This is a genomic window from Candidatus Nitrososphaera gargensis Ga9.2, assembly GCF_000303155.1.
In the GTDB taxonomy this organism is placed as follows: Archaea; Thermoproteota; Nitrososphaeria; order Nitrososphaerales; family Nitrososphaeraceae; genus Nitrososphaera; species Nitrososphaera gargensis.
On sequence record NC_018719.1, the window covers coordinates 2,291,029 to 2,305,016 of the forward strand.

Sequence of the window (13,988 nt, forward strand, 5' to 3'; positions counted from 1 at the left end):
TTATTCTTCATCATCCTCCTCCTTGGAGTTGCTGGGCGCGCTTGGCATGCTCTTTACCCTCTGGAACTGCTTGGCCACCTTCTTCATTAGCACTATCTTTTCCGTAACATCGGCCTTCTTTGCCTCGGCGCTCTGGTTGATCTTTGGGATGATCTCTTTGATAACGCTGACCGCCTGGCTACTGTCTAGATCGCTGAATTTCTTGGTCACGATGTTGCCGTTGGCCTGCATTATTATTATCTCGGCGTTAGCGTTGAGGACCGCGCTCTTTATCGCCGGAAAGTCATTCTGAAAGATATTCGGTGACAAAGCCACCGAAAGCTTGAGGGTGCTGAGCAGGACCGAGATTGAAGAGCCGATAGATGCAATGATTTCGCCTTCCTTTGAAGTCAGCTCGTAAATCTGCAACGTTTGATCTATCATAGAATCAATGTCGGCCAAAAGTGCAGCGCTCTTGCCCTTTAAATCGCCTTCTTCTAATATCTCTTCGCGCTGCACAGTTTCTGGCATATATGATGTTTAAAAGCACATCTATGAGGCTATGATGGTTTGTATGTAAGGAATCAGTACTACATCTCAAGAACAATTTTGTAGCTTGAGAATACACCGTAGTTCTATTATCGAGACCTACCTGTTACCAAAACCAATATGGAATTCAAATTCCAGAAGCGCAGGGGTATTGGAAACGTAATTACAACCCTCATCATCCTGATTGCCTCAGTCGTACTGGGCGCAGGCGTGATTTTCTTCGGGGGAAGTATGTTTCAGACCAATACACAGTCCGAATCCATAAAGATCTCCAACGTCCACAGTTGGGTCACAAGCACAGGCGACGCGACCACAGCATTTGTTGTACAGAACACAGGTAGCAAGGCCATAACCATCAACTCCATAAGCCTAAGAGGAGTCTCGGTTCCAACCTCAAATTGGTACCATACTATCAACTCTAACCAGACTACATTGCAGACAGAACTGCCAGTTGATCACACAGAAGACAATGTAACCCTTGGCGGCACTGCAACAACTATGACCAGTGGCTCAATCTCACTTGACCAAGGCGAGGCAGCAATTGTATACCTGAATGAAGCCGGAAACATAGAGGCAATTGATGCTGGTAACACCTACTCGCTACAAGTACAAGCTGGACAGGCAACAGCAGTACAACAAGTACAAGTGGTCACCGGCTAAAAGAGTGGACAACCCACTTTTCTTTTTTGATCCACCATGACCGCACTAAGGTCATTTAAAATAAAACTTTCAAACGAAAACAAAAAGAAAGAAGACGACGATTTCATTACAGCTTTTAAGGAATCCAGCTTTGAAGAAACCGGGCTCAATGCTCAGCTGGACAAGGTAGCAAAATACATCGATTCTATTTCTAGGAGCGATGCGTCGCTTGGCAAGGTTCCGGAAGGGTACAAGAACATACAGCGCTACGCGTTGGTTCCGCCTTTCTGCTACGTTTCCATTTTACAAAATAGCGAATTTTCTGATATCATCTATAACGTTGACGAGCTTCAACTCAATGAAGAAGAGATCAAGATCTATTATAGCATCAAAGAGCTTCTTGAAAAGCAGATCGATTCCCCGCGTCTGCTCGATAACCTTGAGGCAAGCTTTACCGCGGAAGTCACAAGGCTCCTGAAAGAGCATTTCATGGGCGGCAAGGCACAGCCGGTGATGCTCGAGAAGGTCAAATACTACCTAAAGCGAGACATCCTCGGTTTTGGCCCGATAGACCCGCTCTTCCACGACCCGTTCATAGAGGACATTACATGTGGTGGTCCCAACAAGCCGATATACGTCTACCACAGGCGCTACGAAGGCCTGCGTACCAATATCGTCTTCCGTGACTCTGAATTTCTGGATGGCTTTGTAATGAAGATGGTTCACCGGGCCGGCAAGCACATCAGCGCCGCCCACCCGATAGTTGACGCGTCGCTGCCAGGCAACCACCGTCTTGCGGCGCTCTACAAAAAAGAAGTCACCACTATGGGTAGCAGCTTTACCATTAGAAAGTTCCGCGAAGACCCGATCACGATTGTCGATCTGATCAACTCCGATACGCTCGATATCGATATTGCGGCCTACATCTGGTTCTTGCTTGATAACAAAAAGTCGCTGATGGTCATCGGTTCCACAGGTGGGGGCAAGACCACCATACTTAACGCCGTCACCGGCCTGATAAACCCGTCATACAAGATATTTTCGGTAGAGGATACCGCTGAAATCAACATCCCACACGAGAACTGGTTCAGCCTTGTTTCAAGGGCAAGCTTTGGACTTGAGAGCCAAGGCGAAGTCAGCCTATTCGATCTGCTGAAATCCGGCATGCGTCACCGTCCAGACTACATTCTGGTAGGTGAGATCAGAGGCGAAGAGGCATATGTGCTGTTTCAGGCTTTGGCGACAGGTCACGGTGGCATGGCCACAATGCACGCTGACGACTCTGCTGCAGCAATAAGGAGGCTCATGCAAAAGCCTATGGACATACCGCAGTCATACGTGCCGCTCATGAACTGCATCATCAATATCAAGCGTGTCAAGCTGAAATCAGAACAGATCAGCGGCAAAGCAGCTACAAGAATGATGGCAAGAAGGGTGACCGAAGTAACAGAAATTCTGCCTTCGTCAACTCCAAAAAGCGTCTTTTCATGGGACCCGCAGTATGACGGGTACCTTGACAGCCTAAAGAATAGCTACCAGCTGCCAAAGATAGCAGAAGACACAGGTCTTGATATGCAAGATGTTGCTAACGAGTTAAGCAAAAGAAAGACAATACTCACGTGGCTTGTTAACCGCGGCACCAGAGACTATAGAAGCATCAGCAAAGTAATAGGAATGTTCAACCAAGAGCCAGAGCGCTTGATGAAAAAGGTGGAGAGCTCTTGATGTCATCAATATTCAAGTCTTTGCAGCAAAAGGATCAAAAAAACAAGAAGAATGCTAAAAAACCCAAGCCTGACAAGAGGCTAGGAGAAAGGCTTGACCGCGAGCTCCCCTATGTCATAACTCTCATTACCATAATGGCGGCCAGCGGCATAACCCCGTTTGGCAGCTTCTCAAAGCTTGCCCGCTACAGGCTGCTGCCATACATCATGAGAGAGGCGAGAAACATTATCGGCCAAGTGCACATCCTTGGCGAGGACCCACTCACTGCCATGGAGAAAAGGGCCAATGTTTCTGCATCTAGGCAGTATCGCGACTTGCTCATGGGGTATGTTTCAACCGTAAGAAATGGCGGAGACATTGCCAGTTTCTTGCAGAGCAAGATGAAGTCTATCTTCGAATATGAAGTCGCAGTTGCAAGGCAGTCGGTAGCCAAGATTGGAGGACTTGTAGACGCCTACATGATCATGCAGGTAATCGGGCTCAGCTTGTATGTCGTGCTGGTTGCCATGTCGTCTACATCGTCAGGTGGAGGCGCTGCGCTGCCTGTATCATTACCATCGTCTCCCGTATTCTCATATTTTATAGTCTTTGTAATGTTGCCAGGAATCTCCTTTGCCATACTTTACGTAATGGACAAGGTAGTCTTTACCACATTGGTAGGAGCAAAGGAACTTCTGACAAAGGGCATCTACTTTTCGCTGGCAGCCATTGTTGCATTTGTTGCACTTACAGCAACAGGAGTCTTGCAGAAGGCAATAGATCCGGCCTATGCCTTGCCGATCTTTCTGATAGCCGCATCTGCATGGCCTGCATACAAAGCCATGAAGATGGAAAAGAACATGAAAGGCATGGAAGCAGACCTTCCAAGCTACCTGAGGGATGTCGCCGAGTCAAGGAAGGCAGGGCTTTCGCCAGAGAAATGCATTGTCTATGCATCGCAAAGAATGCGGGATTCAGTATTTCAAAGTGTCGTCAAGTCATTTGCAAACCAGCTTGAATGGGGAGTTCCACTGCGCAAGATCTACGAAAACTTGGCCAGCTCTGTCAAGTCGTTTTCAGCTCTCATACACTTCAGGATACTCATAGAAGCTATAGAGAGCGGTGGAGGCTACACGACATCGCTTGAGATACTTGCTCAATCCAGCGAGTCGTCGTATAACATCGATAAAGAAAAAACCAGCATGCTCAAGCCCTACTTCTTCATAGCATTCATGGTTACCGCGCTAACATCTATTACGACACTCATGGTAGCCCAGACGTTCAACGAAATAAGCGGCAGCGTTTTGGCACTGGGCGCTACTCCGGCTACGCCGGCCGTAGAGCCCCAGAATAGCGGCGAACTTAGCTCGACCCAGATGCTTGCAATAGGAATCGCTGCTCAGTCATGGATGTCAGGGTTCCTCATGGGCAAGATATCAAGCGGCTCTTTCGCAACGGGATTCAAGTATGCAGTAATGTTGCTCCTGATATCGCTTCTCGCTACTGTGGTGACTCAGGAATTCAACCTGAGCCCATCGGCATTCCTAAGTCCTCCCCAGACAAGTCAAACAGGACAATAATGGTCCTCCATGATAAGGAGGATGTCATTTTGAAGGAGACTGCCAGCAAGAAGCAAATTCAAGATAAGTTGCTGTCAGCTCTTTCAATGGCAACTGTGTTGCAGCAAAAGCGACTGAGTAGCAACACTAGAGGAAAGCCACTAATAATATGCAACGGAGCTGCGGATAGTCTTTCCGTAGCCTATTGGGAATATGTGGTTGTATTGTTTGTAAGTATGCTCTTTATCCCCTGATCGTGGATCAGAGTCTCGATCAATTTCTTTTGCTCCTCTGCAGGAATGCCTTCAGCAATTTCAAGAGAATCAACAGCCTTAATCTTCCAGTAGTTGTTTAGCGCGTTTTCAATTGTCGCCTGCGCGTCGTACATCACCTTGCCAAGTGTCGTAAGGAAGTATTTGTTGTCCTTCCTTTTTACCAGGCCGCACTCTACCAGCTTGAACAGCCTCGAATAATACTGCTTGCGGGTTATCTTCATATTGCTCCGTAGGACGTTGCTTGGGCCATTTGTAAGGGCGACGAGCTTGAACAGCTCAAGTGATGCATCATCTGAAATGGCATCCAGGAGATCAGACATCTTTGCTGGTCCCATTCTATCTTCTAGTTGAGAGAGCGGTTTTGTTATGCGTTAGTGTGTAATTATCATGTACAACATAACATTCTCTCAAGTGTTTCTTGCCTTCTTGAAATACTTGTGGATCAGCGATCCGTACTGGAGCGCCTTCTTGGGTTTTGTCGCCGACTCTTCAGGCACTCCTATTGAAAGAGCTGCTTGACGCAGGATGTGCTTCCTTGTCATATCGTCCGGCCCCTTGATCTTTTGACCCACTGGTATTGCCTTTGCAAATTCTATGAACTTGTTGGACAGAAAGGGCTGCCTGACAGCCACGCCAAACTGGCCGGCCACTGTCGCAACCTCTGCCATGAGAGTGAATTCGTTGGCAATTTTTTCGTCCATCAACTTCATTATCGCGGCTTCCCCGCCGCTGTAAGCTCTGCGATACCCATCATAGCCGCAGAACAGCTCGTCGCACCCATTCGCGCTGAGGACTATGTCTAGGCCGTTTTGCTTTGCGAGCTTGCAGATGTAGAAATATGCTATGCAGTTTTCAATGTGGGATGTATTTCCGCAATTTATGGTCTGCATGATGCGTCGCAGGTTTTCCTGAAAATCGCGGTAATCGATCTCTAGCGTCCTGCATTCTATGCCCATTTTGGAAGCAATGCCTTTTGCAAATCCAATGTCATGGGAGCCGGAAAAGCCGACGGTCACTAGCGTGACTTGCTTGGCGAGGTCCTGACATATTTTGGCAAGAAGTGAGCTGTCGACTCCTCCTGAGAAAGCTACCGCTATTTTAGCTTCGGGCACGCTTCTCGATACTGCCTCATAAAGGGCCTGCTTCAGGTCAGACAACAATACCAATACTACTGCTTGCTTGTTCTCATGTGCCCAGATAAATGCAAATCTCTGCATATGCGAGATGGCCAACAAGCATTTGAAAGACAACTAATTAATTATGACAAACCGCCTGAAGCAGAGTGGAAATCATTTGCAAAAGCTGTGCATATAGGGAGCTCCGCTGGAGTTAGCACGCATATATTGTACTACATTTAGGCATTACACTTAAGTAGTGCCTAACCGTATTACATACACATGAGCAATACAAGCAACCTCAGCATAAGGATACCCAAGGAGGTAAAAGAACAGATGAAAGATATAGACGACGTTGTTGACTGGCCCGATTATATCAGGGCTGCCATTGAGAGTAAGATAAAAGAGACAAAGCGAAAAAAGGCGGCAAGGTCTATGGACGCCATAAGGAGCAAGACAAGGTACGGCGAGTTTGACTCTGTCAAGTCTATCCGAGAGGACCGGGACGCTTGACAGGCAATAAGATAGTGATAGATGCAAGCGTGATTGCAAAGTGGTACAACAACGAAGCCCTTACTGATAAGGCCCTGCTGGTCCTGCAGTCCTTCATCAACGGCAGAATACATCTTTGCGCACCGGAACACCTCCTGTACGAAGTGGGAAATTCCATCTGGAAAAACAAGGCTTTGAGCACCGCTGACTGCATGCAGGCAATGAATGACCTGATGGAAATGGATATTGAATTTACAAGATTGGATCCTGCGATGGCGTCAAAAGCAATGAAGTTGGCAAGGGATCTCTCTATTTCCTACTATGACGCGCTGTATATTCAGCTATCCATAGACAGACATATGACATTGCTGTCAGCAGATGTTAAACTCATTTCCAAAGCAAGAGGGAATTCAAATGCCATGCATCTGAAAGATTGTCAGGAGCAATGATGCCTACCTGCGCGATTACTATATCTTCAAGAGCGGTAGGCTGCGCAGGAGCGAAAACACAGAAGAATTTGAGAGCATAGAAGGAAAAAGTCGCTGCCAATCAATGACATCTACTGCATACACCTATTTGGCGAAATCGACCTGAATACAAAACTGATCGTGTTTTTGAACCAGCACGGCATCCCTCTGTACTTCTACAATTATTATGGCTATTATTTGGCAGTTTTTACCCAAGGGAAAAATTGCTGTCTGGCTTTCTTATAGTCAAGCAGGTGGAGCACTACCTTGATCCTCAAAAGCGGTTGGCAATAGCAAAGGAATTTGTTGGCACGGCGATACACAACATACTGGCAAACTTGGAGCACTGCAGGAAGAACAAGAAGGACGTAGCGCAATTCATAGACAAATTAAAGACGAGTATGCTGCCATTGAAAAAGTCTCAAATATATTCGAACTCATGGGCATCGAGGGAAGGTCACAAGATATCCATTATTCCTCTTTTGGCTAATTTTTGAGGTCTGGCTTTGAGTTTGAGAAACGGACAAAGATTCCTTCACATAACATGCTCAACAGCCCGATATCGTTTGGGAATTCCTTGATGTATGCTACCGTTCTGACTGAGATCTATCACATCCAACTGACTTCAACGGAAGCTGTCTGCACCAGCCGGGAGAAAGAAGGTTCTCGCTTGCACTAGACATAAGCGAAGTGTTCAAGCCGATTATTGTTGACAGAGTGATATTCAGCCTGATAAATAACAGGATCATAAAGGATGAGCACTTTGTAGAAGAGCTTAACTATTGTTATCTCAATGAGCAGGGCAGGCTAACCTTCCTGTCTGAATACTAGAAAAAGCTGAATACCACCATCAACAATGCCAGACTGAAACGGAATATAAGCTACCAGTGCCTTGTAAGAATAGAATGCTTCAAGCATCTACTTGGCGAAAAGAAATACAGAGGGTTGAGGATCAAGTAAGTGTATGTGACAATAGTATATGATGTGAAAAAATAGAGCAGATTGATGCAGTAAGACGTATACTGAAAAAATGCCTGATATGGGTTCAGAATTCCGTGTTTGAAGGTCAAATAACATTTGGAAAACTCTAAGAACTGCGCATTCTTCTTTCCCAGGTAATCGGCAAAGAGCAGGATTCCATAATTGTATTCACAGCAAACAATCCTGCATGGCTTAAAAGGACAGTACGGGAAAGGGAAAAAGGTACAACTGATAATGTTTTATAGCCAGCATTGAAGGTTGACCCGAAAAATAGTAATTCGACAAGCATATGAGACATGTCTAGGTTTGAATCGAACTATTATAGGATTGAAAAGAGGTAATCGGCAAGCGTTTCGTTTGTAGCTTCAAAGTTTGAATCGAACTATTATAGGATTGAAAACATATAGTGCATGTTCCGCCTATGACTGCACACCATTTGCCAGCTTGCCTTACGACTGTAACCTGTTTGATATTGATGGGTCTTCTGTGTATCCTTATCTCTATGCGGCCCAGCTTGGCAAGCCACAGAGTATACATTTACCACCTACATCCTGTTCCATCCTAAAGCCTGATTGGTTATAAGTGAATGAGTTACAATCACCTTCTTTCAACAATTTGAGATTACCCTTGCCAGCTTCACAACCTCTCTTTTTCAATTCCTCTAGACCATCCACGCGGCTGCAACCGTTGTGCTTATCATCCGAAGCATTTTGCTATAATAATTTCTGAGTATTGGCTGCTGCTCCTTTAGCTCTGTTAGAGCAAAGTTCATGTCATTTCTGCTGCGAAAGTTATTGAGGATAAAGTAGTTGTACATAATGCGATTAATTTCTAGAACTTTCACAAGCCTCTGCTCCTGTTCCATAACTGGATAGAGACGGAACTTGTAGTTGAGCATCTAGTTTGTAGAGGCTGTTAATTAACATGTAAGGCACCTTGGTGAGAGAGAGTGATTATCTGTGTGGAAAACAAAAATCGACCTATCTGTACACAGCATGAAGTTTATTTGGTTTGTTGCCCTTTGTTTGCTAAGATACCTATCGATAGCTCGCTCAGCTAAATCACGCGTGTTTCCCACTTATCATTTATATAAGCTACAGGTCAAACTCTGTGTCAGACCTAATGACCAATGAAAGGGTCGTTCTCGACAACGACCTGCGGTATATAGAAAGGGGCAGACTGCTCAGGAGCAGATCAGAATTATCCGTTGCAAAAATGCTGTCGTTTTTAGGTCATGATTACCAGTATGATGCAAGCGTGAAACTTCCCGAGGGCAAGTCCGTAAAGATTGACTTCAAGGCAGGCAGTAAATACATCGAAGTCATAGATTCGGAAGACGATGCTGCCAAGTTCAAGCAAGTGCGCGATCGCCTGCCAGACTTGGACATAATAGCAGTCGGCCATTCAAAGTATGCAAGCAAGATAAGCGAGATGGACTCGCTCTTTTTTTATGACAGCACAGAAGACCATCTGCAGACTGGCTCGATCTTTATCGAAGACCCATCGCTTGCCTTTGACTATGCGCACATTCTGCCACTGGTGGAAAAGTGCTCGGTGCTGCACGGCCACACATCTACCGTGATGGTGGAGATAATCGGCAGCATGAAGAACAACTTGGTCATCGATTTTGGGGAGGCAAAGAGGATAATCAAGGAAACGCTCAACGCAATAGATCACAAGTTCTTTATCAACAGGAAATACCTTCAGAAGGAGGACGACGTGCACTATTATGTGGCATTTGATGGTCCAAAAGGCTACTTTAGCCTGCAGCTGCCAAAATCGACCACGTACATGCTCTCCGGCGAGGCGACGGTAGAAAACCTGTCCTCTGAGATAATCAGGCTACTTGCGCCCAAGATGCCCCAGAATGTGCAAGCTCTTGGCGTATACATTTACGAGGGAGTCAACAAGGGCGCCCACATTATTGCCGGAGTAAAGAAAGAGGACTAGATGGACGATAAGGCTCTGGTAATGCTTTCCGGCGGCCTAGATTCTGCCACATGCCTTTACTGGGCAAAACGAAAATTTTCTGACGTGTCGGCCATAACGTTCAACTACTTTGGCAGGCTCGAGCAGGAAAAGCGCGCGGCGGTCAGGTTGGCCAAGGGCGCCGGCGTGACGGAATTGATACAGATAGACCTGCCATTCGTGAAAGAGGCGTCCGACTTTTACAATGGCCGGCTGAAAAAGCAGGATCCAGATGCCCTGTGGTCGTCATACGTGCCAGCGAGGAACCTCATATTCTATTCGATAGCTGCCCATTATGCAGAATATCTTGGAGCAAAGCGCATGATTGGCGGACACAACCTGCACGATGTCAAGTTCTTCAAGGACGCATCCATAGACTATATTGAAAAATTAAACGCGCTTTTCAAGGAAGGATGCCTCCTATGCAACGGCAGGGCATACAAGATACTGCTCCCGCTGTCAGAGATGACCAGGAAAGAAATAATCAAGCTCGCCATCAAACTAAAGGTCCCGATAGAGCAGACATGGAGCTGCCACAGGGAAGGCAGCGTTCATTGCGGCCGGTGCTATGCCTGCAAACAGAGGCTCGATGCCTTCAGTTCTCTTGGCCTCAAGGACCCGGCGTTCAGGCGATCCTGACCTCGACAGCTCTGTCCCTGCTCAGCCGGATGTTGCCAAGATAGATTCTGTCAAAGGAGCCGACATCTGTCTGGACAAATATGCTGTGCGGGGTGATGCCTGTGATAATGCCAAACCCGACTATCTGGCCGGCAGAGCCAAGACCGACGAACATCCTCTTCAGGTTCTCTGGCTCTAGCTGTACTATTGGAGGCCGCAGTATCTCTGACGGCGAAAACAGCCTGTCCATGTATACGAATTTGATGCGCGACAGCTCTACGGCATGCGATCCGCTGCCAACATATCTAAGGAATTGATCCAGCCGGCGGCTTGCCCGCTCGTATCTTGACTTTGATGCTTGGCCGCTTGGCGTGGCATGCAGAACCTGCCATGGTCCGCCTTGGAACGCGCCCAGCAATTCCGGATTATCTCCAATGCACACTATGGCGTCAGGCTGCAGTTCACTTGCAATCATTAGCTTGTATTGGATGCCACCATCACTTGCGTAGCCGTCGGTGTTGACGATGCAAGTGTCGCCAAGCGGGCCGACCCTGTCAAGAATGGATCTCAGCTTTTTTGCCACGAAACGGTCAAACCCTGCTGGCGAAGTGCTCCCTACAAATTCGAACAGGCTGGCATCGACATCTCTCAGATCGGTAACCTGTCGGGGTAGAACCGCAGCCCCGATGCTTGTGGGCGGCGCAAGGTCGCCCTGACCAATGTCGCCGTCTACAATGCATGGCACAAGCCCGCGATTGAGCATTACGTTTGCAAGGTATACAGAAAGGGTGGACTTGCCTGTGTCAGTTTCTCCGACAAGCATCACCGTGGTTTTTTTGTTGCCTACCAAGTCAGTCAGTTCCTGGGTAATGCCTCGCCAGAGCGAGACTCCTGCCTTGGCAGGATCGGCCAGCCACATGCTCCCACCGCGGCCAAGCCGCGCGCGCAGCCTGCACCGCCCGCGGGGTTCAAAGGGGAGCGCCTTGCCTGCCCTGACCGTGATCGTCTTGCCTGACACATCACTTCCAAGTACGTCGCATGCCCCGTCAACTGTTACAGTAGCAGGACCCTTGATCATGCGGACCTTGGCGGCGGTCGTCGACACTGTGATGTAATATCAATCTCATATCACAAATAATTCTTCTGAAGCGCATGGCGAATTAACCGGAAAAACAATGCTAAACGTTTATTTCTCTAGCAATAGACTCTACGTTAAATTTGTCGGCCTCTGCAGGCTCTGAGCCTCAGCGCCCACCGGCTGAACATCAACATCAGCATCAACTTGTGCGCACCCTGAGCCTCATGGATATCATAATGGTAGGCATCGCCGGGATGATAGGCGGAGCCATATTCGTGCTTACCGGCCCAGCCATAGGTCTAGCAGGGGACGCCGTGATTATTGCCTTCATACTCAACGCCATAATAACGCTCTTTACCGCAATGGCGTACGCCGAACTTGGCTCGGCCATGCCCGAGGCGGGCGGAGGGTACCTGTGGATAAGGGAGGGGCTTCCGCGTCCAAACGCCTTTATCAGCGGATGGATGGCATGGTTTGCCCACATCATAGCAGGGAGCCTATATGCGGTCGGCTTTGGGGCATTTATGTACTACCTGCTCGGTCCTGAGGTGGCCGGTGTACTTTCTGAAGAGCCTCTTCTTGGAATCATCCCGTTTGACAAGGTGATAGCCGTCGTTTCCATTGCAGCATTTACATACATCAACATCAAGGGCACTTCGGAGACAGGCAAGGCCGGCACCATAGTTACGCTTATTCAGCTTGGCACCATTTTCGCCTTGATAGGTGCCGGATTTTGGACGATGTACAACAACCCGGACTGGACAACCAATTTTGCAGACTTTATGCCAACTGGCGTGGCCGGCCTTGTCGCTGCCATGGGCCTTACCTTCATCGCATTTGAAGGATACGAGATCATAGTCCAGACAGGAGAAGAAGTCAAGAACCCAAAGAAGAACATACCCAGGGCGATATTCATCTCGCTTGCAATCGTGGTTACCTTGTACTGCCTTGTGGCTTTTGTCTCGATAGGATCCATATTCCCCGAAGGCATCGCGTCGTGGCAGTTCATAGGCGAAAACGGCGAGCTTGGCATCATGAGGGCGGCCGAGATGTTCCTGCCCTATGGAGTCTTTATAGTGCTTGGCGGCGGCATGGTATCAACCCTGGCCGCGCTGAACGCCACCACGTTTTCCTCAGCTAGGGTGGCCTTTGCAATGGGCAGGCACTACAACCTGCCGCATAAACTAAGTTCGATTCATCCTGTAAACAGGACGCCGCACGTCGCAATAATAATTTCAGGAGTAATCATGGCGTTTGTGGCATACGCGCTTCCGCTTGCCGACATTGCAGTTGCTGCAGGCGTCATCTTTCTCCTCTTGTTTACGCAGGTCAACATTGCAGTGATAACCATACGTAGGATATACGGCGACAAGCTGTCGTACGGTTTCAAGACGCCGCTATTCCCGGCGATTCCAATCATTGGAATCTTCCTGAAGCTCGGTCTTGCGCTGTACCTGCTCGTCACCCAGCCGCTCAGCTGGGGCATAACTGTACTCTGGATCTTGGTAGGCTTTGCGCTCTATCGCATGTATACCTTCAAGAGGGAGATACAGCACTACGCTCCGCTGGTGACTTCCGAGGGAGACTTGAAGAGGCAGGACTATAGAATTCTGATCCCTTACACGCCAGAAAACCCTGACAGGCTCATCAAGTATGCCATAAGGATAGCCAAGGAGACTGCCGGCGAGGTGAACATCCTGCGTGTGATAACGGTGCCGCACCAGACTCCGCTTTCTGCCGGCGTGGCCTTTGCCGACGCCGCCAAGAGGTCGTTTGAGCCGCTGGAAAAGATGCTTGATAAGGAGAACATACCAAACCACTATCTAGTCAGGGTCTCCCACGATGCAACCGAGGCGATTCTGGCTACAATAGAGGAGCAAAAGATAGACGTGCTTGTCACCGATTTTGAAACGCTCCGGCGCGACAGGAAGCTGCTGACCCTGATGACCTGCAAGGTGCTGGCGATAAGGGCAGAGAACGACGCGCTGGAGCTCGAGCCGGAGCATGTGCGCATAGACGCAGATCTAAAGTCACAGGCAATCCCTGCAGGAGAAAAGAAGAACATGGTAGTGGTCTACGACGGCGGGGAGCATTCAGACGTGGTGCTCAAGGCCACGAGCTGGCTTGAGCACTCGGGGCGCTTCAAAGTGGGCCTGCTTTCAATCAACAGGGGCGGCGGGGGCGAAAGGAGCAGCGTTACGATGCAGCAGGACTATCTTAGCCAGCTTGGAGTCGAGCTCAAAGAAGTGCAGCTGACAGAGAGCAGCTCAAAGTCGGCCGATATCATGCTGTCGGCAGCAAGCTCGTTCCAGCCCGACCTTGTGGTGATGGGAGCAACAGTGGGCGGCTTTTCCGTCTTTAACAATCCTGACTTTCTCGCGCTCTTGGATCAGTTCAACTGCCCCGTGATAATCGCAAGAGGCTTTACGATCCCCGGCGTGCACAGGGCCAAGTCTCTGCTAATGAGAGCGCTCCGGAAGTAGGTGAACTACCCACGTTTGAAAACATGGGCTTCTTGCTTCCTCGACTGAAACTTGCTTATCTACTGTTTGACAAGTAGAGGC

General features: G+C 48.4%; 16 protein-coding genes and 1 pseudogene. 12 read left to right on the top strand and 5 right to left on the bottom strand.

Going from position 1 to position 13,988, the window contains the following annotated elements:
- Positions 1-510 carry a hypothetical protein gene (locus tag NGAR_RS13755; RefSeq protein WP_015020385.1) on the bottom strand — a complete coding sequence of 170 codons (510 nt, stop codon included), beginning with the start codon at positions 508-510 and terminating at the stop codon, positions 1-3.
- A gap of 138 nt (positions 511-648) precedes the next feature.
- On the opposite strand from NGAR_RS13755, the gene NGAR_RS13760 reads away from it, so the two are divergent.
- Genes NGAR_RS13760 through NGAR_RS13770 form a run of 3 tightly spaced genes read left to right on the top strand, consistent with a single transcriptional unit; the run spans position 649 to position 4,451 of the window.
- The gene (locus NGAR_RS13760) at positions 649-1,188 is read left to right on the top strand and encodes a hypothetical protein (protein ID WP_015020386.1); all 540 of its coding nucleotides are present in this window, start codon (positions 649-651) and stop codon (positions 1,186-1,188) included.
- Positions 1,189-1,224: 36 nt separating this feature from the next.
- A complete protein-coding gene (locus NGAR_RS13765) occupies positions 1,225-2,892 on the top strand; it encodes a type II/IV secretion system ATPase subunit (protein WP_015020387.1) in 1,668 nt (555 codons plus the stop codon).
- Positions 2,892-4,451: a type II secretion system F family protein gene (locus tag NGAR_RS13770; RefSeq protein WP_015020388.1), complete on the top strand. Its 1,560-nt coding sequence runs from the start codon at positions 2,892-2,894 to the stop codon at positions 4,449-4,451. The genes NGAR_RS13765 and NGAR_RS13770 overlap by 1 nt, the downstream gene beginning before the upstream one ends.
- A 181-nt stretch (positions 4,452-4,632) precedes the next feature.
- Here NGAR_RS13770 and NGAR_RS13775 read toward each other — a convergent pair whose 3' ends face one another.
- Together NGAR_RS13775 and NGAR_RS13780 are read right to left on the bottom strand one after the other, a co-directional pair.
- Positions 4,633-5,025: a hypothetical protein gene (locus NGAR_RS13775; RefSeq protein ID WP_148681496.1), complete on the bottom strand. Its 393-nt coding sequence runs from the start codon at positions 5,023-5,025 to the stop codon at positions 4,633-4,635.
- Between the two features lie 87 nt (positions 5,026-5,112).
- Positions 5,113-5,862 (bottom strand): asparagine synthase C-terminal domain-containing protein, encoded by a 750-nt coding sequence (locus NGAR_RS13780; protein WP_228369191.1) that lies wholly within the window; start codon positions 5,860-5,862, stop codon positions 5,113-5,115.
- 240 nt (positions 5,863-6,102) lie between these two features.
- Between NGAR_RS13780 and vapB the strand changes: the two genes are divergently transcribed.
- The 6 genes and pseudogenes from vapB (at position 6,103) to NGAR_RS19445 (ending at position 7,870) form a co-directional block, all read left to right on the top strand.
- The gene (gene vapB, locus NGAR_RS13785; protein WP_015020391.1) at positions 6,103-6,333 is read left to right on the top strand and encodes a type II toxin-antitoxin system VapB family antitoxin; all 231 of its coding nucleotides are present in this window, start codon (positions 6,103-6,105) and stop codon (positions 6,331-6,333) included.
- A gap of 14 nt (positions 6,334-6,347) precedes the next feature.
- A complete protein-coding gene (locus NGAR_RS13790) occupies positions 6,348-6,761 on the top strand; it encodes a type II toxin-antitoxin system VapC family toxin (RefSeq protein ID WP_228369367.1) in 414 nt (137 codons plus the stop codon).
- Positions 6,762-6,896: 135 nt separating this feature from the next.
- Positions 6,897-7,276, top strand: a pseudogene (locus tag NGAR_RS18925) (CRISPR-associated endonuclease Cas1).
- Between the two features lie 47 nt (positions 7,277-7,323).
- Positions 7,324-7,458, top strand: a complete 135-nt coding sequence (locus NGAR_RS19440) for a hypothetical protein (RefSeq protein ID WP_407637208.1) — start codon at positions 7,324-7,326, stop codon at positions 7,456-7,458.
- 11 nt (positions 7,459-7,469) lie between these two features.
- Positions 7,470-7,610: a CRISPR-associated endonuclease Cas1 gene (locus NGAR_RS18930; RefSeq protein WP_015020394.1), complete on the top strand. Its 141-nt coding sequence runs from the start codon at positions 7,470-7,472 to the stop codon at positions 7,608-7,610.
- A gap of 170 nt (positions 7,611-7,780) precedes the next feature.
- A complete protein-coding gene (locus tag NGAR_RS19445) occupies positions 7,781-7,870 on the top strand; it encodes a CRISPR-associated endonuclease Cas2 (protein WP_407637209.1) in 90 nt (29 codons plus the stop codon).
- A 551-nt stretch (positions 7,871-8,421) separates the two neighbouring features.
- On the opposite strand, the gene NGAR_RS13805 is transcribed toward NGAR_RS19445, so the two are convergent.
- Positions 8,422-8,658 (bottom strand): helix-turn-helix domain-containing protein, encoded by a 237-nt coding sequence (locus tag NGAR_RS13805; RefSeq protein ID WP_015020395.1) that lies wholly within the window; start codon positions 8,656-8,658, stop codon positions 8,422-8,424.
- A gap of 224 nt (positions 8,659-8,882) precedes the next feature.
- On the opposite strand from NGAR_RS13805, the gene NGAR_RS13810 reads away from it, so the two are divergent.
- Positions 8,883-9,710, top strand: a complete 828-nt coding sequence (locus NGAR_RS13810) for a 6-carboxytetrahydropterin synthase (RefSeq protein ID WP_015020396.1) — start codon at positions 8,883-8,885, stop codon at positions 9,708-9,710.
- The gene (locus NGAR_RS13815) at positions 9,711-10,367 is read left to right on the top strand and encodes a 7-cyano-7-deazaguanine synthase (protein WP_148681497.1); all 657 of its coding nucleotides are present in this window, start codon (positions 9,711-9,713) and stop codon (positions 10,365-10,367) included.
- On the opposite strand, the gene NGAR_RS13820 is transcribed toward NGAR_RS13815, so the two are convergent.
- Positions 10,354-11,451, bottom strand: a complete 1,098-nt coding sequence (locus tag NGAR_RS13820; protein ID WP_148681498.1) for a Clp1/GlmU family protein — start codon at positions 11,449-11,451, stop codon at positions 10,354-10,356. The two genes, NGAR_RS13815 and NGAR_RS13820, sit on opposite strands and share 14 nt — an antisense overlap.
- Before the next feature lie 113 nt (positions 11,452-11,564).
- Here NGAR_RS13820 and NGAR_RS13825 point away from each other — a divergent pair, with 113 nt between their 5' ends.
- A complete protein-coding gene (locus tag NGAR_RS13825; RefSeq protein ID WP_148681499.1) occupies positions 11,565-13,907 on the top strand; it encodes an amino acid permease in 2,343 nt (780 codons plus the stop codon).
- Positions 13,908-13,988: the final 81 nt, after the last annotated feature.